Annotated in this window: 17 protein-coding genes; 3 read left to right on the top strand and 14 right to left on the bottom strand. The window is 68.9% G+C overall.

Annotated features, from left to right (window positions below; genetic code table 11):
• Positions 1–50: 50 nt before the first annotated feature.
• Positions 51–1025 carry a substrate-binding domain-containing protein gene (locus tag ABIB25_RS22105; protein WP_354530686.1) on the bottom strand — a complete coding sequence of 325 codons (975 nt, stop codon included), beginning with the start codon at positions 1023–1025 and terminating at the stop codon, positions 51–53.
• On the opposite strand from ABIB25_RS22105, the gene ABIB25_RS22100 reads away from it, so the two are divergent.
• Positions 1018–1317 (top strand): hypothetical protein, encoded by a 300-nt coding sequence (locus tag ABIB25_RS22100; protein WP_354530685.1) that lies wholly within the window; start codon positions 1018–1020, stop codon positions 1315–1317. The two genes, ABIB25_RS22105 and ABIB25_RS22100, sit on opposite strands and share 8 nt — an antisense overlap.
• A gap of 625 nt (positions 1318–1942) precedes the next feature.
• On the opposite strand, the gene araA is transcribed toward ABIB25_RS22100, so the two are convergent.
• The 7 genes from araA to leuS form a co-directional block, all read right to left on the bottom strand.
• Positions 1943–3445, bottom strand: coding sequence for an L-arabinose isomerase (gene araA / locus ABIB25_RS22095; RefSeq protein WP_354530684.1), 1503 nt, complete (start codon positions 3443–3445; stop codon positions 1943–1945).
• Positions 3446–3535: 90 nt separating this feature from the next.
• Entirely contained in the window at positions 3536–4213 is a 678-nt protein-coding gene (locus ABIB25_RS22090; protein ID WP_354530683.1) for an L-ribulose-5-phosphate 4-epimerase, read from the bottom strand.
• Positions 4210–5922, bottom strand: coding sequence for a ribulokinase (araB, locus tag ABIB25_RS22085; RefSeq protein WP_354530682.1), 1713 nt, complete (start codon positions 5920–5922; stop codon positions 4210–4212). Before araB ends, ABIB25_RS22090 begins: the two co-directional genes overlap by 4 nt.
• Positions 5923–6080: 158 nt before the next feature.
• A complete protein-coding gene (locus ABIB25_RS22080; protein WP_354530681.1) occupies positions 6081–7097 on the bottom strand; it encodes a LacI family DNA-binding transcriptional regulator in 1017 nt (338 codons plus the stop codon).
• 141 nt (positions 7098–7238) lie between these two features.
• The gene (locus tag ABIB25_RS22075; protein ID WP_354530680.1) at positions 7239–7841 is read right to left on the bottom strand and encodes a hypothetical protein; all 603 of its coding nucleotides are present in this window, start codon (positions 7839–7841) and stop codon (positions 7239–7241) included.
• A complete protein-coding gene (locus tag ABIB25_RS22070; protein ID WP_354530679.1) occupies positions 7838–8659 on the bottom strand; it encodes a carbon-nitrogen hydrolase family protein in 822 nt (273 codons plus the stop codon). Before ABIB25_RS22070 ends, ABIB25_RS22075 begins: the two co-directional genes overlap by 4 nt.
• 123 nt (positions 8660–8782) lie before the next feature.
• On the bottom strand, positions 8783–11716 hold the full coding sequence (gene leuS / locus ABIB25_RS22065; RefSeq protein WP_354530678.1) for a leucine--tRNA ligase: 2934 nt from the start codon (positions 11714–11716) through the stop codon (positions 8783–8785).
• A gap of 505 nt (positions 11717–12221) precedes the next feature.
• Here leuS and ABIB25_RS22060 point away from each other — a divergent pair.
• Entirely contained in the window at positions 12222–12695 is a 474-nt protein-coding gene (locus tag ABIB25_RS22060; RefSeq protein WP_354530677.1) for an SdpI family protein, read from the top strand.
• Positions 12696–12965: 270 nt separating this feature from the next.
• On the opposite strand, the gene ABIB25_RS22055 is transcribed toward ABIB25_RS22060, so the two are convergent.
• The 4 genes from ABIB25_RS22055 to ABIB25_RS22040 form a co-directional block, all read right to left on the bottom strand.
• Positions 12966–15449 carry an FtsX-like permease family protein gene (locus ABIB25_RS22055; protein ID WP_354530676.1) on the bottom strand — a complete coding sequence of 828 codons (2484 nt, stop codon included), beginning with the start codon at positions 15447–15449 and terminating at the stop codon, positions 12966–12968.
• On the bottom strand, positions 15449–16252 hold the full coding sequence (locus ABIB25_RS22050; RefSeq protein WP_502919879.1) for an ABC transporter ATP-binding protein: 804 nt from the start codon (positions 16250–16252) through the stop codon (positions 15449–15451). The genes ABIB25_RS22055 and ABIB25_RS22050 overlap by 1 nt, the downstream gene beginning before the upstream one ends.
• A 338-nt stretch (positions 16253–16590) precedes the next feature.
• Positions 16591–17253 carry a response regulator gene (locus ABIB25_RS22045; protein WP_354530675.1) on the bottom strand — a complete coding sequence of 221 codons (663 nt, stop codon included), beginning with the start codon at positions 17251–17253 and terminating at the stop codon, positions 16591–16593.
• The gene (locus ABIB25_RS22040; protein WP_354530674.1) at positions 17250–18491 is read right to left on the bottom strand and encodes a sensor histidine kinase; all 1242 of its coding nucleotides are present in this window, start codon (positions 18489–18491) and stop codon (positions 17250–17252) included. The genes ABIB25_RS22045 and ABIB25_RS22040 overlap by 4 nt, the downstream gene beginning before the upstream one ends.
• A gap of 185 nt (positions 18492–18676) precedes the next feature.
• Between ABIB25_RS22040 and map the strand changes: the two genes are divergently transcribed.
• Positions 18677–19441: a type I methionyl aminopeptidase gene (gene map / locus ABIB25_RS22035; RefSeq protein ID WP_354530673.1), complete on the top strand. Its 765-nt coding sequence runs from the start codon at positions 18677–18679 to the stop codon at positions 19439–19441.
• 59 nt (positions 19442–19500) lie between these two features.
• Here the strand turns inward: map and ABIB25_RS22030 are convergent, their stop codons facing one another.
• Positions 19501–20535 carry a septum formation family protein gene (locus ABIB25_RS22030; RefSeq protein ID WP_354530672.1) on the bottom strand — a complete coding sequence of 345 codons (1035 nt, stop codon included), beginning with the start codon at positions 20533–20535 and terminating at the stop codon, positions 19501–19503.
• A gap of 124 nt (positions 20536–20659) precedes the next feature.
• A partial coding sequence (locus ABIB25_RS22025; protein WP_354530671.1) for a YqgE/AlgH family protein occupies positions 20660–21378 on the bottom strand: 719 nt, incomplete at its 5' end.

The raw sequence follows: 21378 nt of genomic DNA, 5'->3' as shown, positions 1-21378 counted from the left end.
CGGTGCTCTGGCTCCTTCGTCTGTCGAGCGTCGCGGATCCGGCGGGAAACTCAGTAGGCCGTTCCGCTGTCGATCGCCGCCTGGGCGTTGCTCTTGTCGTACTGGTTGTCCGTGGTGATGGTGACAGCAGGGGCGCCGGCGCCGTTCACGTAGGCGTCGAGCGCGGCGAAGGCGGACGGACCGTAGGCCGGGTTGGACTCGATGACGGCGTCGAAGTTGCCGTCGACGATGGCCTGGACCGCGCCCTTGGTGCCGTCGATCGAGACGATGTGGACCTTGTCCGTACCGGACATGCCCTTGTCGTCGAGGGCCGCCAGGGCGCCGAGGCCCATCTCGTCGTTCTCGGCGTAGATGGCGGTGACGTCCGGGTGGGCCTGGAGCAGCGTTTCGGTCACCGACTTGCCCTTCTCCCGGGTGAAGTCGGCAGTCTGTTCGAAGATGACCTCGATGCCGGTCGCGTTCTTGGCCTTGAGTTCTGCCTTGAAGCCGGCCGTCCGGTCGTCGGTGACGTTGACACCGGAGGCGCCGAGCAGGATCGCGAGCTTGGCCTTGCCGCCGGTGGCCTTGATCATCGCGTCAGCCGCGCGCTGGCCCTGCTGGACGAAGTCGGAGCCGAGCTGCGGGCCGACCGACTGACAACCGGTGACACCGGTGATGTTCCGGTCGACCGGGATCATTGCGACCTTCTTGGACTTGGCGTAGGAGATGGCGTCACCCAGACCGGTCGAGTTGATCGGGGAGAAGATGATGGCCTTGGCGCCCTTGTCGATCATGCCCTTGATGTCGGTGTTCTCCTGCTGTGCATCGGACTGCGCGTTGGTGGTCAGCAGTTTCACGCCGAGCTTCTTGGCCTGCTCGACCTGGGACTTGGTAGAGGCGATCCGGAAGGGGTTGGCCTCCTTCTCCGACTGCGCCCAGCCGATGGTGTCCGTCTTGAAGTCGATCTTGCCGATACCCAGGTCGGACCCCTTGCACATCGGGCCGTACTGCGCCTCGACACCGGCCGGCAGGGTGCCGGTGAGCACCGAGGTACCGCCGGCGGCCAGGATGGCGGCGGGGACCGTGCCAGACGACGGCGCTGAGCCGGTGCCGGCCGGGGAGCTGCCGGCTGGGGAGCTGCCGGCCGGGGAGCTGCCGGCTGGGGAGCTGCCGGCTGGGGAGCTGCCGGCCGGAGAACTCCCCGGCGCGACCGAACTGGCCACCGAGCTGCCCGGCGCCGACGACGCGGCTCCCGGCGAGGAAACCGGAGCGACCGGGGCCGCCACAGAGGAACCGACCGACGCCGAGCTCGGCGAGGTGGTGGAGGACGTGGTCTGACCGGTGCTGCATCCGGCCAGCACCAGGACCGCGCCGGCTGCGGCGATGAAAGCGGTACGGCGGTGATTCGTCATTCTGCGGGTTCCTTCTCGTGGAGGGCAGGGGCTGTTCTGTGGCGCAACTGCTCTGGATCGACGTGCGGTGACGACTACGTGTGGTGATCGACTACATGTGGTGATCGACTACATGTGGTGATCGACTACCTGCGGTGATCAACCCCGTGCGGGTGATCGACTGCCTGAGGACGGGCCCCCCAGCCAACGGGCCCGGGCATACCGGCGCGCCGTCGATGGCGGGACCTGTCGACACCGGATCGCTCCGGCGGATTCCGCCTGTGGCGGTGGTCACTGTCTGATTGATGTTAACGCTCACAACGCCCGTGTCAAGCGATTCCCACACCTCCTTCATAACATTTGCGATGCACATGGATCCGGCGCTGTCGGGTACGACCGGAAACGGACAATCTGGCGATTTTTGATGCGCAGACAATTCGGACCGAGGATCGATACAGGGGCTGGCGTCGCCCATCTCGATCGCGCGCCGGCTACCATCACGAGCCGGCCACCCTCGCGACAAAACGCGGGTGCCCGGAAACGGGCCTACGAAATACCGCCACCGGGCGTGGTCAGAAACCTTTCGCCAGGCGGTAGTAGGCCTGGTTCCAGCGCAGCTCGTTGGCGAAGTTCCGGGTCGTGGTCTGCCGGTCGATCACCAGCAGTTCGGTCCCGATGATCTCGGCGAAGTCATGCAGCTCCTCCACCCCGAGGGCGGCCGACAGCACCGTGTGGTGCGGTCCGCCGGCAGCGAGCCAGCACTCGGCCGAGGTCTCCAGCGAGGGCGCCGGCTCCCAGACCGCCCGTGCCACCGGCAGTTTCGGGAGGGGCTGCGCCGATGGGACGACGGTGATCTCGTTCGCCACCAGCCGGAACCGTTCTCCCATGTCGGCGATGCCGAGCACGACGGCCGGTCCTGGGACGGCGTCGAAGACCAGCCGGACCGGATCCTCCCGGCCACCGATTCCGAGCGGGTGGATCTCCAGGGTGGGGGTGTCGGCCGCGATGCTGGGACAGACCTCGAGCATGTGCGCACCGAGGATGGTCGGCACGGGGGCGCCGAGGTCGTAGGTGTAGTCCTCCATGAACGACGTACCACCGACGCGCCCGGTCGCCATCGCCTTGAGGGTGTGCAGCATGACCGAGGTCTTCCAGTCGCCCTCACCGCCGAATCCGTAGCCGTCGGCCATCAATCGCTGGACGGCGAGGCCCGGGAGCTGCCGGAGACCACCCAGATCCTCGAAGTTCGTGGTGAATGCACCGAAGCCGCCCTCGGTCAGAAAGCTGCGCAGCCCGATCTCGATCCGAGCCCCATATCGCAGCGACTCGTGGCGGGCTCCGCCAGGCAGCAACTCCGGGGCGACCTTGTAGGTCTCGGCGTACTCACCGACGAGCGCGTCGATCGCGGCCCCAGACGCCGCGTCGACGTGCTCGACGAGATCGTTGACACCGTAGGTGTTCACCGAGACACCGAAGCGTAGCTGAGCCTCGACCTTGTCTCCCTCGGTGACGGCCACGTCCCGCATGTTGTCGCCGAACCGGGCCAGCTTGAGCGAGCGGACGGCCGCGGCGCCCGCCGCGGCGCGCTGCCACGAACCGACCCTGGCCGCCACCTTGGGATTGCTGACGTGACCGGCCACCGTCTTGCGGGCGATGCCGAGCCGGGTCTGGATGTAGCCGACCTCTCGATCACCGTGTGCAGCCTGGTTGAGATTCATGAAATCCATGTCGATCTCGGCCCACGGCAGGTCCACGTTGGCTTGGGTGTGCAGGTGGAGCAACGGCTTCCGCAATGCGTCGAGCCCGCTGATCCACATCTTCGCCGGCGAGAACGTGTGCATCCAGATGATCACGCCCATGCAGTTGTCATAGGCGTTGGCGGCCAACATCATCCGCCGGATGTCGCCGGCCTCGGTGAGCACCGGCTTCCACACCACGGGGATGTCCAGTTCGGCGGAGGCGTCGAGTTCGGTTGCGATCTGCTGCGACTGGTGGGCGACCTGGTCCAGCGTGTCCGGTCCGTAGAGCCCCTGACTTCCGGTGAGGAACCAGCATTCCCGTGGGAGCGTGATCATGAGCGGCCTTTCTGGCTGCGGGCTGCACCTGCGCGGTGTGTGGGAGGCGCTGCGGTGCAGGCGGTGTGGTGGCGGAGGACATGCGCGGGTTCAGGACTGGCCGTAGACGTTCTGGTAGCGGGCATAGAGAGAATCGATGTCGGCCTGGGCGATCGGGACCGGATCGCCGAGCTGTCGGGCCAGGAAAACCGCCCGGCAGACCTCTTCGCACATGACAGCGGCCTTCACTGCCTCCTTGGCCGTGCGACCGATGGTGAACGGGCCGTGGTTGGCCATGATGACAGCCTTCGACCGGCTGTGCCGCAACGTATCCACGATCCCGCGGCCGATCGAGTCGTCGCCGATCAGCGCGAACGGCCCGATCGGGATGTCGCCGCCGAACTCGTCGGCCATCATGGTCAGCACGCACGGGACCGGGATACCGATGGCCGACCACGCGCAGGCGTAGCTGGAGTGCGTGTGCACCACTCCGCCGACATCCGGTCGGTGGCGGTAGACGTACGCGTGGGCGGCCGTGTCCGAGGACGGCGACCCGTCGCCCTCGACCAGCACGCCGTCCAGGTCGGTGACGACCATGGCCGACGCCGTCAGGTCGTCGTAGCTGACGCCGGACGGCTTGATCACCAACAGGTCCCGCCCCGGGACGCGGGCCGAGACGTTGCCGGCCGTCCAGACCACCAGGTCGTTCCTGGGCAGTTCCGCGTGCAGCACGGCCAACTCTGCCCGGAGCCGGGCGACGGTGTCCTGCACGTCACCGGTGACCGTCATACCAGCACGGCCCCGGAGTTGGATGCAGCAGGGTCAGCAGCGCTCCGATGCGCCCGGCGCTGGATGGCCTTGAGCCGGTGCATGACGTCGTTGCCGCCGCGGCCGAAGTAGTCGTGGAGCAGGGTGTATTCGGCGAAGAGCTCGTCGTAAGCCTGCTGGTCGGCGGGGACTGGTTGGTAGACAGCACGTTCCACCCGGCCCATCACCTCCGCCGCGGCCGCGACATCCGGGTAGGCGCCGGCAGCGACCGCGGCGTGGATGGCCGAGCCCAGCGCCGGACCCTGGTCCGAGGTGATGATCGACAGCGGCAGGCCGGTGACGTCGGCGTAGATCTGCATGAGCATCGCATTCTTGGTGAGACCGCCCGAGATGATCAGCTCGGTGACCGGAACCCCGGAGCGGCCGAACGTCTCGATGATCGTCCTGGCACCGAAGGCGGTTGCCTCGATCAGCGCGCGATACACGTCCTCGGGCCGGGTGGTGAGCGTCTGACCGACGATCACCCCGGACAGTTCGTGATCCACCAGCACCGAGCGGTTGCCGCTGTGCCAGTCCAGCGCGATCAGGCCGTGCTCGCCGACCTGCTGGCCGGCCGAGAGCTCGGTGAGCAGCTCGTGCACGCTCTGCCCTGCCGCCTGCGCCCGCCGGTAGTAGTCCTGCGGCACACCGGATCCTACGAAGTATCCGAAGATGTCGCCGACCCCGCTCTGCCCGGCCTCGTAGCCGAACAGACCCTCGCTGATCCCGCCCTCCACGACGCCGCACATCCCAGGGACCTCACGCAGCTCGCGGCCGTTCATCACGTGGCAGGTGGACGTACCCATGATGGCGACCATCTGGCCGGGCGCCAATGCGTTCCCGGCCGGAACGGTGACGTGGGCGTCGACATTGCCGACCGCGACTGCGACCCCGACCGGCAGTCCCGTCCAGGCCGCGGCTTCCGCGCTGAGTCCGCCGGCCCGCGAGCCGAGCTGGCCGATCGTCGCCTCGAGCTTGTCGTCGACGAAACCGGCGAAATCGGGGTTGAGCGCCGCCAGGAATTCGCGGGACGGATAGGCGCCGTCCTGACGGATGCCCTTGTAGCCGGCCGTGCAGGCGTTGCGGACGTAGGTGCCGGTCAGCTGCCAGATGATCCAGTCTGCCGCCTCGACCCAGTGGGCCGCGGCAGCGTAGATTTCCGGGTCCTCCTCGAGCAGTTGCAGGCCCTTGGCAAACTCCCATTCGCTGGAGATCAGGCCGCCGTAGCGGGGGAGCCAGGATTCGCCACGCTCCCGCGCAAGTTCGTTGATCCGATCCGCCTGTGGTTGGGCTGCATGGTGTTTCCAGAGTTTGACGTAGGCATGCGGGCGGTCCGCGTACTCCGCGAGCTGGCAGAGCGGGACCCCGTCCGCGGTCACCGGCAGCATGGTGCAGGCGGTGAAGTCGGTCCCGATGCCGACGACGTCGGACGCGTCGATACCGGCCGCCACGATGGCGGCCGGCACGGCGGAGCGCAGGACGTCGACATAGTCCGACGGCACCTGCAGGGCCCAGTCCGGAGGGAGCTGCCGGCCGGTGCCGGGGAGTTCGCGATCGATGACGCCGTGGGTGTATTCGTGAACGGCTGAACCCAGTTCGGCGCCGTCCGCCACCCGGACGACGACCGCGCGCCCGGAGAGCGTGCCGTAGTCGACCCCGATGGTCAGGGCTCGCTGGGGATCCACCGTCATTGGTGCCTCTCTCGCCGTGCAGGTGCGGTTCGCGAATCTCGTCCGCGATCCACCGATGTTGGACTTGAGACATTGTTAACGTTCACATGGAGCGGCGTCAAGCCCTTCATGGCAACGAGTTCGAGACGTTCGATTCGGCGAGCTACGGTATGCCTACGTCAAGCCGGTGCAGCGGTGCTCTCGCGGACGATCAATCCCGGCGCCAGCGGGCGGTGTTCGTCAGGCGCTTCGTTCAGCGCCGCCAGCAGGATGTCGATGCACTGCCGGCCGAGGGCGGCGAAGTCCTGTTTCACCGTCGTCAGGCCCGGGATGAAGTGTGCGGCACCGGGGATGTCGTCGAAGCCGACCACCGACACCTGTTGCGGGACAGTGATTCCGCTGTCGTACAGAGCTCGGATCAGGCCCAGCGCCATCAGGTCGTTGGCGGCGAAGACCGCTGTCGGCAACGGTCCCGCGGCCAGCTTCCTGCCCGCCTCGTATCCGCTGACGGCCGTCCAGTCGCCGGCGAGCGGGGCCACGGGGCGGAGGCCCGCGGAGACCAGTTCGCTTTCCCAGCCGCGTTGACGTGCTGCCGCGTCGAACCAGAGTGGCGGGCCGGCGACATGGGCGATCGCGGTGTGCCCCAGGTCCAGCAGGTGACGGACGGCCAAGCGGGCACCGGCCTCCTGATCGACGGAGGTGATGTGGACGCCCGGGGCCGGCTCCGCGTCGGCAGACACCATCACCACCGGTACCCGGGTGACGAAAGGATCCGCAGCATGGGCCAGGGCGCCCTCCGGCGCGATCACGATGATGCCTTCCACCGATTGATCGATGAAATGCTCGAAAGCACTTGCCACCGCGGCATTGTCGACGCTACCGATGCCGGCGAGGCTGACATGGTAACCAGCCTCTCTGGCGGCACTCTCCACGGCGATCAGCGCGCTGCTCGGTCCCCACAGAGTGGAACCACTCGTCATCACGCCGATCACGGACGACCGCCTCGTGACCAGAGCCCGGGCCGCGCTGTTACGGCGGTATCCGAGCTCGGCAATCGCCGCGACCACCCGCTCGCGCGTTTCCTCGCGGACGTTGGGCAGACCGTTGAGCACCCGGGAGACGGTCTGGTGGGACACGCCGGCGCGGCGCGCCACGTCGTGCATGCCCGGTGGGCGCCCCGGATTCCCTGCCGTCATACCGTCGCCACCCCTTCCGTCTCCAGCCGGCCGCTACCGACGAACGATCTCCCGGCCCGGGGCGGCGGGCCGGCCACCGCCGGCCACCGCACGCGACCGCATCGCTGCGACTGCACGCGACCGCATCGTTGCGGTCACCGGTCAGATGATCCGCGATTCCTCTGGGAGCTCCTCGATCTCGACCTCGTCGCCCAGGACGAGACGGCCACTGCCACTGGCCACCGCACGATAGCCCCTGGCGCCGTCATCGAGATCGATCAGGGCTTTCTTCACCGCGTCGTCGACCTCGTCCGAGGTCTGCTGCCCCAGACTGAACCGGCTGAACTCGACACACGGGTCTGCCACCCGCACGTCGGACAGCAGTACCGGGCTGCCGGCGCCGTGCAACATGACACGGGCCGGCAGTGGGAGGCCCGCCAGTCCGTCTGGGGCGTCGAGCAGGATGGTCTCGCCGGCGATCCCCTCGGTGAGATGCGGGCCGTAGCGCGCCTGCAGTCTGGTGTAGTCACCGGTCCCCATGAAGGTGATCCCGCCCAGGCCGCGGCGATCCCGCGATCGCGGGTGATCGCGGTGATGGACGTCGATCACCGACCCCAGCCGCTCGGCCAGGCCGATCACGCCGTCCGGGCCGAACTCGATCCGCGGTACCGATTCGATCGACGACGGATCGTAGGTGCGCAGGGGTGCCCGGCCCACCTTGAGCGGCTCGGTCTGCACCTGCAGCCGGACGATCCGATATCTCACGGGGTGGCCCCGACGGCCGCCCCCAACGGCGCCGGATCGATCCGGAAGCGGGCATGTTCGTTGCAGGGCAGCACCTTCCGCACCTCGTCGACGCGGGCCGGGTCGACCTCGACCAGTCCGTAGCCGGGATCGGCGTTGCCGAGGTCCAGCAGGGGTAGACCGAACGGATCGAAAGCAGCGGACCGTCCGACGCCGGCCCGGCCGATCTGGTCCGCAGCCACCATGTAGCAGGTGTTCTCGATGGCTCTGGCCCGTAGCAGCGTGAGCCAGTGCTCCTCCTTCAGTGGACCCTTCACCCACGCCGACGCCAGTGCCAGCACCTGCGCACCGGCATTCTGCAGCACCCGGAACAGCTCCGGGAATCGGAGGTCGTAGCAGGTGGCGAAACCGATGGCCATGCCATCGATCTCGACCACCGGCGGGGTGTCGGTACCGGGCACAACCGCATCGGACTCGACGAAGGAGAAGGCGTCGTAGAGGTGAATCTTCCGGTAGGCCGCGACCAACTGTCCACCCTGCACGATCGCCAGCGTGTTGTGCACCCTCGTCGAGCTCGGATCGGGCACGAAAGTGCCTGCGGAGATGGTGATCCCGTGGCGTTCCGAGGCCGCGGCCAGTGCGGACACGAACGGTCCGTCCAGTGGCTGGGCGGCACGAACGGGTGCGGTCGGGTCCTGCAGGAACGACACCAGCGAACCTTCTGGTGCCAGCAGCAGGGACGCACCGTCACCAGCCGCCCGGGCAGCGGACTTCACCAGGTGATCGGCATTGGCCGCCGGGTCGGTGCCCGGGTCGAACTGACTGACTGCGATACGCACCGGTCGATCCTCTCGTGTGGGTCCGAAATACCTTGTCTTCATCGTGCTGCCGAACGGGTGTTGCAGTCCTACGGGTGATTCCGGTTCGAGCTGTGACACTGCGCCCTGCTGCGGAACGTGCTGTTACGGAACGATCGAGACCATTCGGCCCGGCACGACGACGATCTTGCGCGGCGCCGCACCCGCCAGCAGTTCCACGATCTTCTCGTCGGCCAGGGCCTTTGCCTGCACGGCCTCCACGGTCCAATCAGCAGGGACCGAGATCCGCGAGCGAACCTTTCCCTTGACCTGGATCGGGTACTCGATCTCGTCCGCCACCAGCAGCGCCGGGTCGGCGATCGGGAACGGGCCGTGTGCCAGCGATTGCGTGTGGCCCAGCCGGCTCCACAGTTCCTCGCTGATGTGCGGCGCCAGCGGTGCCGTCATCAGGACCAGCGCCTCCGCGACCACCCGCGGGGTCGGCGACGCAGACTTGGTCAGATGGTTGGTCAGCACGATCAACTTGGCGATGGCCGTGTTGTACAGCATCGCCGCGTAGTCGTTCCGGACGCCGTCGATGGTGCGGTGCAACAACTTCAGCGTCTCGGTGTCCGGTGCATCCTCGGTGACCACGCTCTCGCCGGTCTGTTCTGAGACGACAGCGCGCCACATCCGCTGCAGGTAACGCTGCGATCCGATGACGTCCCTGGTCTGCCACGGCCTCGAGATGTCCAGCGGGCCCATGCCCATCTCGTACATCCGGAAGGTATCGGCGCCGTAGCGATCGCACATCTCGTCCGGCGTCACCACATTCAGCAGGCGCTTGCCCATCTTCCCGTACTCGCGGTTGACCGGCCGGCCCTGGTAGCTGAAGGAGGTTGCATCCGCGGAGATGACGACATCCTCTGCGGGCACGTAGGTCCCGCGCTCGTCGGTGTAGGCGAACGCCTGGATGTAGCCCTGGTTGTACAGCTTGCGGAACGGCTCCTCGCTGGACACGTGGCCCAGGTCGAAGAGCACCTTGTGCCAGAAGCGCGAGTACAACAGGTGCAGCACAGCGTGTTCCACGCCACCGACGTACAGATCGACCCCTCCTGTGTCACCAGGCCGCTCGGGATCTTTCCCCATCCAGTACTTCTCGACCTCGGGGTCGACGAACACCCTGGTGTTGGTCGGATCCAGGTAGCGCAGTTCGTACCAGCAGGAGCCGGCCCACTGCGGCATGACGTTCAGCTCGCGCCGGTAGGTCTTCAGGCCTTGACCCAGATCCAGCTCGACCGTGGCCCACTCGGTGGCCCGGCCCAGCGGAGGCACCGGGGTGGAGTTCGCGTCCATCGGGTCGAACGACTGCGGCGCGTAGTTTGCCACCTCCGGCAGTTCCAGCGGCAGCAGGCTTTCGGGCAGTGCGATGGGCAGATCGTCCTCGTCGTACACGATCGGGAACGGCTCGCCCCAGTACCGCTGCCGGCTGAACAGCCAGTCGCGCAACCGGTACTGCACCTCTGAGCGGCCGAATCCCCTGGTGGACAGCCAGTCCAGCATGGCGGTCTTGGCCTCGGCCACCTCCAGACCGTTCAGCGAGATCTCGTCGTTGGCGCTGTTGATGGCCGGGCCGGAGCCGGTGAAGGCCTCGTCGTCGGGGAAATCGGCCGGCGGGTGCACCGTCCGGATCACCGGCAGCGCGAAGGCTTTCGCGAATTCGATGTCGCGGGTGTCCTGTCCGGGCACCGCCATGATGGCGCCCGTGCCATAGCCCATCAACACATAGTCGGCGATGAAAATGGGCAATTCGGTGCCGTTGGCCGGGTTGACGGCGTAGGCACCGGTGAAGACGCCGGTCTTCTCCTTGGTCTCCTGGCGGTCCAGGTCCGACTTCTGCGACGCGATGACGCGGTAGGCCTCGACGGCCTCCGACGGGGTGGCGGCGTCTCCGGTCCACAGCGCGTTGACCCCCGCCGGCCACGCGTCAGGCGCGATCTCCTCGACCAGCGGGTGCTCCGGCGCCAGCACGACATAGGTCGCGCCGAAAAGCGTGTCGGGACGGGTGGTGTAGACCTCGATGCCGCGATCGGTCGCTACGGAACCGTCTGGGCCGGCTGTGCTCGCTATCGGAAACGTCAGCCGGGCACCGACGCTGCGGCCGATCCAGTTGCGCTGCATGGCCTTGACAGATTCCGGCCAGTCCAGCCGGTCCAGGTCGGCGATCAGCCGGTCGCCGTAGGAGGTGATCCGCATCATCCACTGGCGCAGGTTCCGCCGGAACACCGGGAAGTTGCCGATCTCGGATTTGCCGTCGGCGGTGACCTCCTCGTTGGACAGCACTGTGCCGAGGCCGGGGCACCAGTTGACCGGCGCCTCCTTGATGTAGGCCAGGCGATGATCGGCCAGGACGGTCTGCTGCTTCGTCGATCCCAGGTCGTTCCAGTCGACGTTGCCCGCGACTGTGCGGGCCCCGGAGGCGAACTCGCCGATCAGGTCGTCGATCGGGCGGGCGCGCTTCTGGTCGGCGTCGTAGTAGGAGTTGAACAGCTGCAGGAAGATCCACTGGGTCCACCGGTAGAACTCGACATCGGTGGTGGCCACGCTGCGACGCTGGTCGTGACCGAAACCCAGCCGGCGCAATTGCGTCCGGTAGCGGGCGACATTCGCCTCGGTGGTCGCCCGTGGGTGGGTGCCGGTCCGAACGGCGTATTGCTCGGCCGGCAGGCCGAACGAGTCGTACCCGATGGTGTGCAGCACATTCCGGCCGCGCATCCGCTCGAATCGGCCCAGCACGTCGGTGCCGATGTAGCCCAGCGGGTGACCGACGTGCAGTCCGGCGCCGGACGGGTAGGGAAACATGTCCAGCAGGTACAACTTGTCCGTCGGCAGTGGTGTGCCGTCAGCGGGAGCCAGCGGGCCACTGGGGTTGGGCGCCTGAAAGGTGCCGAGGGCGTCCCACCGGTCCTGCCACCGTGACTCGATCTCGGCGGCCAGCGCCGCGTTGTAGCGAAACGGCGGCGCCGAGTCGTCACCGCCGTGGGATTGCTCGCCAGGACTGGCCTCGGTGCGGGTCGAACCGTGCTGCTCGCTGCTCATGACGTCCATCTCTCCTCTGACCTGACGGTCTGCTCACTGCTATCACCCACCCCCCAACCTGCCCTCCGCCCGCGGCCGGTCGGGTGGGCGACCGCGGGCACAAAAAAACCCTCCCGGTCAGAGGAGGGAACGCCGCGCTGTCGCCGCCGGTCCGGTGCGAAACCGCAGGGACCGACCGATCAGCGCGGCCCGGGAAGGAGCAACGTCACTGCCATAGCTGCTGATGTTACTCCGCAGGTCGACGCAGAATTCACTGCGGTCTGGGCGGGTTCGCGCGCCATCGGCTCGGGCCAGGTTCGCGCCATCGGCTCGGGCCAGGTTCGCGCCATCGGCTCGGGCCAGGTTCGCGCCATCGGCTCGGGCCGGGTTCGCGCCATCGGCTCGGGCCGGGTTCGCGCCATCGGCTCGGGCCGGGTTCGCGACACCGGCTCGGGCCGGGTTCGCGCGAACCCGGCCGGGGTCCAGGCGGCCACGGCCGGAGGCGAGATTCAACTACCATCGCAGGGTGTCCAACGCACCTATCGCCTTCGTCCTGCCGGTCGCCGTCCTGCTGCTCATCCTCGCAGGATTCGGCGGGGTCACCGCAGCCCGCGGGTGGGCCGGCACTCTCGCCCGCACGGGTCGCCTGGGCGTCCACTCCCCGGCCGCGGTCTCCACCGACGACGCTTTTGCAGTGGCGAACAAGGTGGCGGCCCCGGTGGTCGGAGGCGCTTCCGTCATCGCCTTGGTGATGGCGTTGCTCGTCGTGCTGCTCCCCGTCCCGACGTCGACGACGGTGGTGGTGGGCGTGCTCGCCGTCATCGCCGTGCTGGTGCTGACCATCGCGGGCGGGGTGCTGGGCGAGAAGGCGGCCCGGACCCTTCCGGTGCCGGCTCGCAAGCCCGGTTCGAGCCCGGCTTGCGCCGGCTGCGCCTGCGGCAGCGGTGGATGCAGCGGCCTCACCCGCACTGCCGTGCCCCTCGACGCCGGCACCGTCTAACCCGCTGAGCCACCCAGCCACCTGACGCGGCTTACCGCCCCACCTACCGACTGCGCCGCCCAGGCCGGCCGCACCGCCCTACCGACTGCGCCGCCCTCGCCGGCCGCGCATCCTTCGCCGGCCGCGCATCCCTCGCCGGCCGCGCATACAGGAATGCTCATATTCGCAGCTCAGGGGCCCAGAGTAGGCACTCCTGTATGCGCCGGGGAGTCCTGTATGCGCAGTCGGTCAGCCACGGGCCTCCCAGCACATGTTGCTACGCAAGCAAGCTCAGGCGTCGACGAGGGCCTGGGTGGGAGTGGCGCGGGCAGCGCGTCGGCCGGGCAGGACCGAGGCGATCACCCCGGCCAGCACGGCTCCGACGAAGACCAGCGCGACCCGGCCGACCGGGATGCTGAGCACCACCGACTGCTCGGCCTGACCGAACGCCGCCCCGACGGCGGCCCAGCCGAAGAGCACCCCGAAGAACGTCCCCACCACCGCTGCCACCAGAGCCAGCAGCCCGGCCTCGATGGCGAGCATCGACCGCAATTGACCACGCCGGAGGCCCAGCGCCCGGAGCAGGGCCGACTCCCGGGTGCGCTCGACCACAGACAGGCCAAGGGTGTTCCCGATCCCGACCACGGCGATCACCACCGTCACCCCGAGCAGGGCCAGCGCGATCGTCACCAAGGTGTCGAGCAGGTCCGCGGTGGACGCCCGCAGCGGACCCGAGCCGGACACCGTGACCGCCGCGTACGGCGCCAACACCGGGTTGACCCGGCCGAGCACGTCGTTCGGGTCGGCGTCGGCCGCGAACTTTCCCCAGACCGCCCGCACCCCGGCTGACGGATCGAGTTGCCGCAGGTCCTCGCTGAGCATCACCAGCGCGCCGTCGTCGGAGATGGGCCGCGGCGCCACCGTCAGGCTCAGGGCGAAAGACCCCTTCCGCACCGTCACGGTCTCGCCGGGCTGCAACCCGCCGTTCCCCAGCAGGTAGCCGGGCACGGCGATCTCGCCCGGGGACAGTTCGCCGCCGTTGCGGACACTCTCGAACTGGGTCGCCGTCGGCCCGTACGCCAGGTAGTCGTTGCCATCGAGCTGCACCTGGGTGCCGGTCACCGCGACGGTGGTCGCCATGCCCTCGATCCGGCCGAGCCGCTCGGGCAGGGAGTTCGGTAGGTCGTCACGCGAGCCGACCTGCAAGTCCAGCGCGTATTTCGCACCGACCGCCTGGTCGGCCCCGGCCTGCGCCGAAGCGGACGCGACCAGCAGGGTGATGATCGCGCCAACCCCCATCACCAGTGCCGTGCAGGTGGCCGCCGACCGCCCGGGATTGCGCAGCAGGTTCTTGGTCGCCAGCCGACCGTGCGCCCCGAACAGACCGCCGAGCCCGGAGAACGCGGCCAGCACGAAGGGCAGGGCCCATGGCAGGAGCACGAGCACACCGATCGCGGTCAGGGCGCCGCCGGCGGTGGCGATCATCAGGTCACCCAGGTGGACGCCGCCGGCCAGCAGCCCGCCCCCGGCCACGACCAGCAGCACGCCGACGCCCAGTCGCACAGCGGAGACCTTGCGCACCCGTTCCTCCCCGTCCACCGGACGGAGGGCGGCCATCGGTGGGATCCGCGTGGCTCTGGCCACCGGGGCCAGCGCAGCGATCAGCGTCACCACCACCCCGATCACCCCGACCAGCCCCAGCTGACCGGCCGGCACCCGGAAGTCCGCGGCGTCGATGCCGGTGATCGCGCAGGCCAGCCGCCCGATGACGATGCCGACCACGACACCCACCACCGAACCGGTCACCGCGACGACGGCGACCTCGACCAGGGTGGACCGGCGCACCTGCTCACCGGTCGCGCCGACACAGCGCAGCAGTGCGATCTGCCGGCGGCGCTGGGTGATCAGGATGGTGAACGTGTTGGCCACGACCATCGCCGCGACCAGACCGGCCAGTGAGACGAAGGCCAGCAGGATCCCGACGATGACGGACGTGCCGTTGCCGGCATCACGGACCGCCTCCGCCGTCACATCGGACGAAGTCCGGGCCGAGAGCCTGCCGCCGGAGTCTGCAGTGATGGTGGCGGCCACCTGCTCGGGGGTGAAGCCAGGGGCCACCAGGAGGTAGGCCGTGTCTGCGGTCCCGACCTGCACGCCGTTCAGCGATGACAGCAGATCCGCTGTGCCGTAGGCGGTATCGGTAGCATCGGTGAGCGCGGAGATCCGGGTGTCCAGGATCGCGACGACCGTCACAGTCCGGGCGTCGGGGGCCTCGCCGAGCGTGATCGACGATCCGAGCGTCCAGGAGTTCCGCTTGGCGGTGCCTTGCGCGACCGCCAGCTCCGCGCCGCTCGCCGGCCAACGCCCGGATGCCAGCGAGTACCACCGGCGGTCCGGATCGACCGGGATGTTGGCCAGAGCGATGGCGCCCCGGCTCGTGGCCGAGGTGAATCCGGGATAGGCCCGCATCGCCGGTTCGGCGCTGAACACGCCCCTGGTGGCCCGAAGCTTGTCCAGGTCCGGAGTGACCTGATCGACGCTGCCCGGCTTGACGCTGCCTTGCACGGTACTGCCTTGCGCGCTGCCCCGATCAGCAGTGACCACGACGTCGACGCGGCTGACCTCGGCCGCCATCGACCGGCCGAGCGCAGAGTCGAAGCTGGAGGTGAAAACCACGGTGGCGGCGGCAAAACCGACTCCGAGGACGATGGCGAGGCCGACAGCGAGGAACCGCCCGGGATGGGCGCGAAGTTCGGCGAGAGCGGTGCGCAACATCAGGCCCCCAGGGTGCGCAGGGCGGCGAGTACGGAGTCGGCGGTGGGCTGGTGGAGTTCTCCGGCCAGCCGACCGTCGGCCAGCAGCACCACCCGGTCGGCGTAGGACGCCGCCATCGGATCGTGGGTCACCATCACCACGCTCTGCCCGCCCTCCCGGACGCACAGCCGCAGATACGCCAGCAGCGCGGCGCCGGTCCGGGAGTCCAGTGCACCGGTGGGTTCGTCGGCGAAAACCACGTCCGGCAAGGTGATCAGCGCGCGGGCGATCGCCACCCGCTGCTGCTGACCGCCGGAGAGTTCAGAGGGACGGTGGCCAAGACGGTCCGTCAGGCCCAGGGAGCCGACCAGCGCGTCGAACCGGGGCTCGTCGATATCGGCGCCGGCGAGATCCACTGGTAGCAGGATGTTCTGGCGGGCCGTCAGGGTCGGCAACAGGTTGAACGACTGGAAGACGAATCCGATCCGGTCGCGGCGCACCCGGGTCAATTCATTGTCGGTCAGGGTCGTCAGGTCGAGGTCGCCGATGAAAACCCGGCCGGCGCTGACGGAATCGAGTCCGGCAAGCGTATGCATCAGCGTCGACTTACCCGAACCGGATGCTCCCATGACCGCCGTGAAGGTACCGCGATCGAAGTCGACGGTGACATCGTCCAGGGCCCGCACCTCGTTGGCTCCTCTGCCGTAGACCTTCGACAGGCCAGCGGCTTTCGCCGCGTGTGGGCTGGTTGAGCCGGCCTCGCGGTTGTTTCCGGGGCGGATGCCCCCGGTGGTGTCGACCTGTGGTCGTGACGGCGCACTCACTGCTGTCCCCTTTGCTGTCCGGTTACCCGAGCACCCGGGTCGGGGCTCGGGAATGACCTGGGAATGACGTTAGAGAAACGGATCTCCGGGAACATCGGAGTGCAGGACCGAGCTGTGGCCGCTGGGGAGGCACCGCAGCAGGGGACCAGGTAGTCCCACGGGACTACCTGGCCCGTGACCACCGCGCCCCGGCTGTCGGGAGACGGTTGGCCGGGGCGCGGTTGGATCAGGGCGCGGTTGGTTCAGGGCACCGGTACATCAGGGCGTGGCTGGATCAGGGGCGCGGTTGGCCAGGGCGCGGTTGGCTCAGGGCACCGGTACATCAGGGCGTGGTTGGATCAGGGGCGTGGGACCAGACCGGCCCGAAAGGCGAGCAACACCAACGACACCCGGTCGCGGCATCCGAGCTTTGCCAGCAGGCTGCCGATGTGGGTCTTGACCGTCGACTCCGCCATGTACAGCGCCGCGGCGATCTCGGCGTTGGTCAGGCCGCCGGTTACCTCGACGAGCACCTCCCGCTCCCGGGCGGTGAGGAGGACCAGCAACGTATCCTGTTGTGGTGCAACAGAACTCGGTAGGCTGGAGGCCACGTGGGCGAGTAGCCGCCTGGTGGACGAGGGCGCCAGGACCGCGTCGCCGGCGGCCACCGACCGGATCGCGCCCAGCAGATCCTCCGGACGAGCATCCTTCAGCAGAAAGCCTGATGCGCCGGCAGCGAGTGCGGCGAAGACGTACTCATCGAGGTCGAAAGTGGTCAGCACCAACACTCTTGGTGCGTCGGTCCGGCCCTCGAGCAGGGCCCGGGTGGCGGCGACCCCGTCCATCACGGGCATCCGGATGTCCATGAGCACCACGTCGGCCGCGGTCCGTTCCAGCGCGACCAGCGCCGCCGCGCCGTCCGCGGCTTCGCCGACGACCAGGATGTCGTCCTGCGCCGACAGCAGCATCGCGAACCCGGACCGGACCAGCGCCTGGTCGTCGACCAGGAAGACGCGGATCATCGGCTCGCTCCGGACGCGTTGCCGGACGAGTAGCCGGACGCGTTGCCGGACGCGTTGCTCTGCAGCGGAAACGAGGCATGAACGCGGTAGCCGCCGCCCGTCCGCGGGCCGACCGCCAGGCGGCCGCCCTGCAGCCAGACCCGCTCACGCATGCCGAGCAGACCGTGCCCGAACCCCGGCTCGCTCGCTCCGCCGCGCCCATCGTCGGTCACCGAGATCTCGACCACTCCGGGTCGGTATTCGAGCGCGACGGACGCGGTTGCAACCGGTCCGGCGTGCTTGAGCACGTTGGTCAGTGCTTCCTGGACGAGCCGGTAGATGGTCAGCCCGAGTCCGGCCGGGAGTGCGATCCTGTCTCCGGACAACGTCATCGACACCGCGACGCCGGTCTGCCGCACCTGCTCGATCAGGGCCGGCAGGTCGGCGACGCCCTGGGCCGGGGCGTACCCGGTCGGGGCGGACCCCGGCACGTCACCGGCCCGGAGAACGCCGACCAGGCGGCGCATCTCGGCCAGCGCTTCGCGCCCGGTGTCGGCGATGGTGTGCAGAACGGAGACCGCCAGTTCGGGTCGGGCTGCAGCTGCCGCCGCCGCACCGTCGGCCTGCACGATGACCACGGACAGCGAGTGGGCCACGATATCGTGCAGCTCCCGGGCGATGCGGGTCCGCTCGGTCGAGGCCGCGATCCTGGCCCGCTGGTCCCGCTCGGCGGCGAGCATGGCAGAGCGCTCGTCGAGCACCCTGAGTTGCTCGGCCTGGAATTCCACCCGGTCCCGCTGGCGTTCCCCGATGACGAACGCGGCGATGACGACGACCGCACACAATCCGATCGCGATCGTCAGAGTGCCGTTGTCCGTGCTCCGGTAGCCCCACCGCAGCGGTGCTGCGACGGATCCCAGCAAACCAGCAGCCAGCGCGAACCGTCCCCAGAACCGACCGGACGTGTAGGCGACGGCCGCATGCACCATCAGCGGAGCCAGCACCACCGCGGCGGTCGCCTCGCCGACCAGCAGGACGTTGAGACCCAGCAGCGCGATGGCCATCGTCACGGCGGACCGGGTGGCGCTGCGGCGCAGGAACACCGGTCCCGCGCTCAGCACCAGCAGCGGGAACACCTCCGCATCGCTGTACCGCAGGTCCGCCCCGCTGAACACGAGCGCGACCAGCATCAGCACACCCAGGATCGCGTCACCGGCCCAGACGTGCTGCTCGAACCAGCGGTAGACGTGCTTGCGCATGCACCGAACGGTAGTGCGCTCCGGCCGAGGCCGGATCCCCCCACGGTGGGAGGGACCCCGCACCGGTCCGCTCCCGACACCAGTCGGCGGTGTGCTGGAGCAGTGGATGGAAGCCGCAGTACATGGACAGGGCGTGTGAGACTGCGAGAGCACAGCAGTCACGGCCAGTACAGGAGTCAGGCTTCATGATCGAGTACAAGTCCCCGGCGCAGATCGAGGCGATCGGGGTCGCGGGCGCATTGGTCCGCAGGACCCTGAACGCGGTGCGGGAGGCAGCCGGACCGGGCGTCCGCCTGAAGGAGTTGGACGATCTGGCCCAGCGGGTGATCGCCGACGGCGGCGGTGTCTCGGCCTACATCGGCTACCACCCGGTCTGGGCGCCGTCGCCGTATCCGCGGGTGCTGTGCGTCAGCGTCAACGACGTCATCGTGCACGCGATCCCGGACAGGAGCAGGCTGCGACCCGGCGATCTGGTGTCGGTGGATCTCGCGCTACTGGTCGACGGTTGGTGCGCCGACGCGGCCATCAGCTTCACCATCGGTGAGCCGAGCGCCGCCGACCGGCGCCTGATGGACGCGACCGAGGCGGCCCTGGCGGCCGGCATCGCCGCGGCCCGACCCGGTGGCCGGCTCGGCGACATCAGCGCGGCCATCGGGAAGGTCATCAGGGCGAGCGGGTTCGGACTGCTCGCCGATCACGGAGGTCACGGGATCGGCACCTCGATGCACCAGGAGCCGCACGTCGCCAACGAGGGGCGCGCGCGTAGAGGCCTGAAGCTCAGCCCGGGCCTGGTGATCGCCATCGAGCCGATGCTGCAGGCCGGGGGTCGGGACGACTACCAGCACTGCAAGGACGGGTGGGGCATCCGAACGGCGGACGGCAGCCGCGCGGCACACTTCGAGCACACCATCGCCATCACCGCCTCCGGCGTACGAATCCTGACCGCCTGAGCGAGGGAAGCATCGCGAACGGTAGCCCGCGCACCGGCCGGGATCCCGATCCGGTCGCCTCAGCCGCGCGCCCAGGGAACAGGCCCGTCACCCAACCCGACGAGCGAACCGTTCAGCTGACGGGTCTTCGAGATGACCACACAGGTCGCCGTGCCGAGTTCGTCCTGGGTGGACAACCCCGGCGCGAAGGTGCCGTCGCTGGCGCGGTGCACCGCCATGGCCGTGATCTGCAGCTGACCGGCCGCGGTCGGATCCGACATCCCGGTGGCCACGCCGATCACCGTCGCACACGTGGCCCCCAGGGACAGCTCGGTGGTGGAGGGGTGGTGCGTCAGGATCTGGCCGAAGGCCTCCACCGGATGCGGTTCGGCGCAATCGACGGGGTGTTGGACGAAGTAGCTCGTGGAGCTCAGACAGTCGGGGATGGCGTCGAGGGATGCGTCAGGGGCCAGACCGGACCGCAGGCTGTCGCGCACCGTCCCGGCGTAGTCGAGAACAGCACCGGTACGGCCGCCGACGAAAACCCCGCAGGCCACCCAGTTCTGCCCGAACCGCTGCTGCAGATCGGTCGGCTGCAGCAGCACGGACTCGAACACGATGCTCGACCGCCAGACGTCGACGCCCGCCGACCGGTCGAGGTAGCGCGCCATCGCCGTTGTGCACACCGCGCGGTTGGGATCCTCGAAGGAGAAGACCCCGTCGTCATCGGCGACCCGCACCGGCTTGGCCGAGAGTCCCTGCGGCAGAACGGCAACGACCTCGCCGAACCTCGATCCCGAGCACGGTCCGGTGCGCACGTTCTGGTAGAGGGCCTTGCCCTCGCCGCTCACCACCCCGTGGGTCGACGAAGGCGCGTCCAGTAGGCAGTCACCAATACCGGGAGCCCCAGGAATCGTTGCTGCGACTGGGGTTCCGAGCACCTGGCGGCCGACCAGCCGCGGCGCGACGACGGCGGCCACGAGCACGAGCAGGACGATCATCAGGCCTGCGCGGCGACGCCCCACGATCATCAGGCCTGCGCGGCGGCGATCCACGATCATCAGGCCTGCGTGGCGGCGATCCACGATCATCAGGCCTGCGCGGCGGCGATCCACCCTGACGACCGTACGCCCGAAGCCGGACCCGGCTGCCCCGAATGTTCGATACCGAAGGCCTGGGTCGTTCGACTACGAACGACTCCCACCTTCGGTATCGACCGATGCGGCGTCGGCGCTTGGGCTAGTTGCGTTCCATGTCGGAGGGCCGGTAGGCCTCCCAGGCCAGGGGGAATCCCTGGCGTTTGAGCGAGCGGAAGTAGAGGTCGACCATCGGACCGGTCAGTACGTCGTCATCGAGGGCCGGCACGACGAACCAGGAGCCCTCGGTGATCTCGGCCGCCAGCTGACCCTCGGACCAACCGGCGTGTCCGGCGAAGATCCGCACACCTCGCAGGGTCGCGGCGGCGACTGCCGGCTCGGTGTCGAGATCGACCAGCACCACCCGTCCGGCGACCCGCACCAGGCCCGACCCGTCACCCGGGAAATAGCCACCGCGGCTGACGCCGAGGCACATGGCGCCCGACGGCTGCACCGGTCCCCCGGAGTACACGGCCTGCGGCCGCGATACGTGCGTGGCCCAATCAGGCAGGACGGAGTGGACGGCCGTCTCGGTACGACGGTTCAGGACCAGGCCGGCCGACCCCTCCTCGCCGTGCGCAACCAGGTAGACGACCGTCCGGCGGAAGTGCGGATCCCGCAGATCGGAGGTGGCGATCAACAACATGCCAGCGGCCGGGCGGAACTCGCGGGGCGTGCGACGACGACCCAGGGGTCCCCCACGCGGCTCGCTCCGGGTCTCGTCTCCGGACGGCTCGGCCTGTCCGGTCTCCGGCGCCTGGTCGCGGTGCGGTTGCTGGTCTCGTTCGGTGACGGCGCGTTCCAGGGCGCACTGGCCGGCGC

This window comes from Nakamurella sp. UYEF19 (genome assembly GCF_040546275.1).
Taxonomy (GTDB): Bacteria; Actinomycetota; Actinomycetes; order Mycobacteriales; family Nakamurellaceae; genus Nakamurella.
Note: the sequence above shows the minus strand (reverse complement) of the source record. Positions and strands in the feature narration are given on the sequence as shown.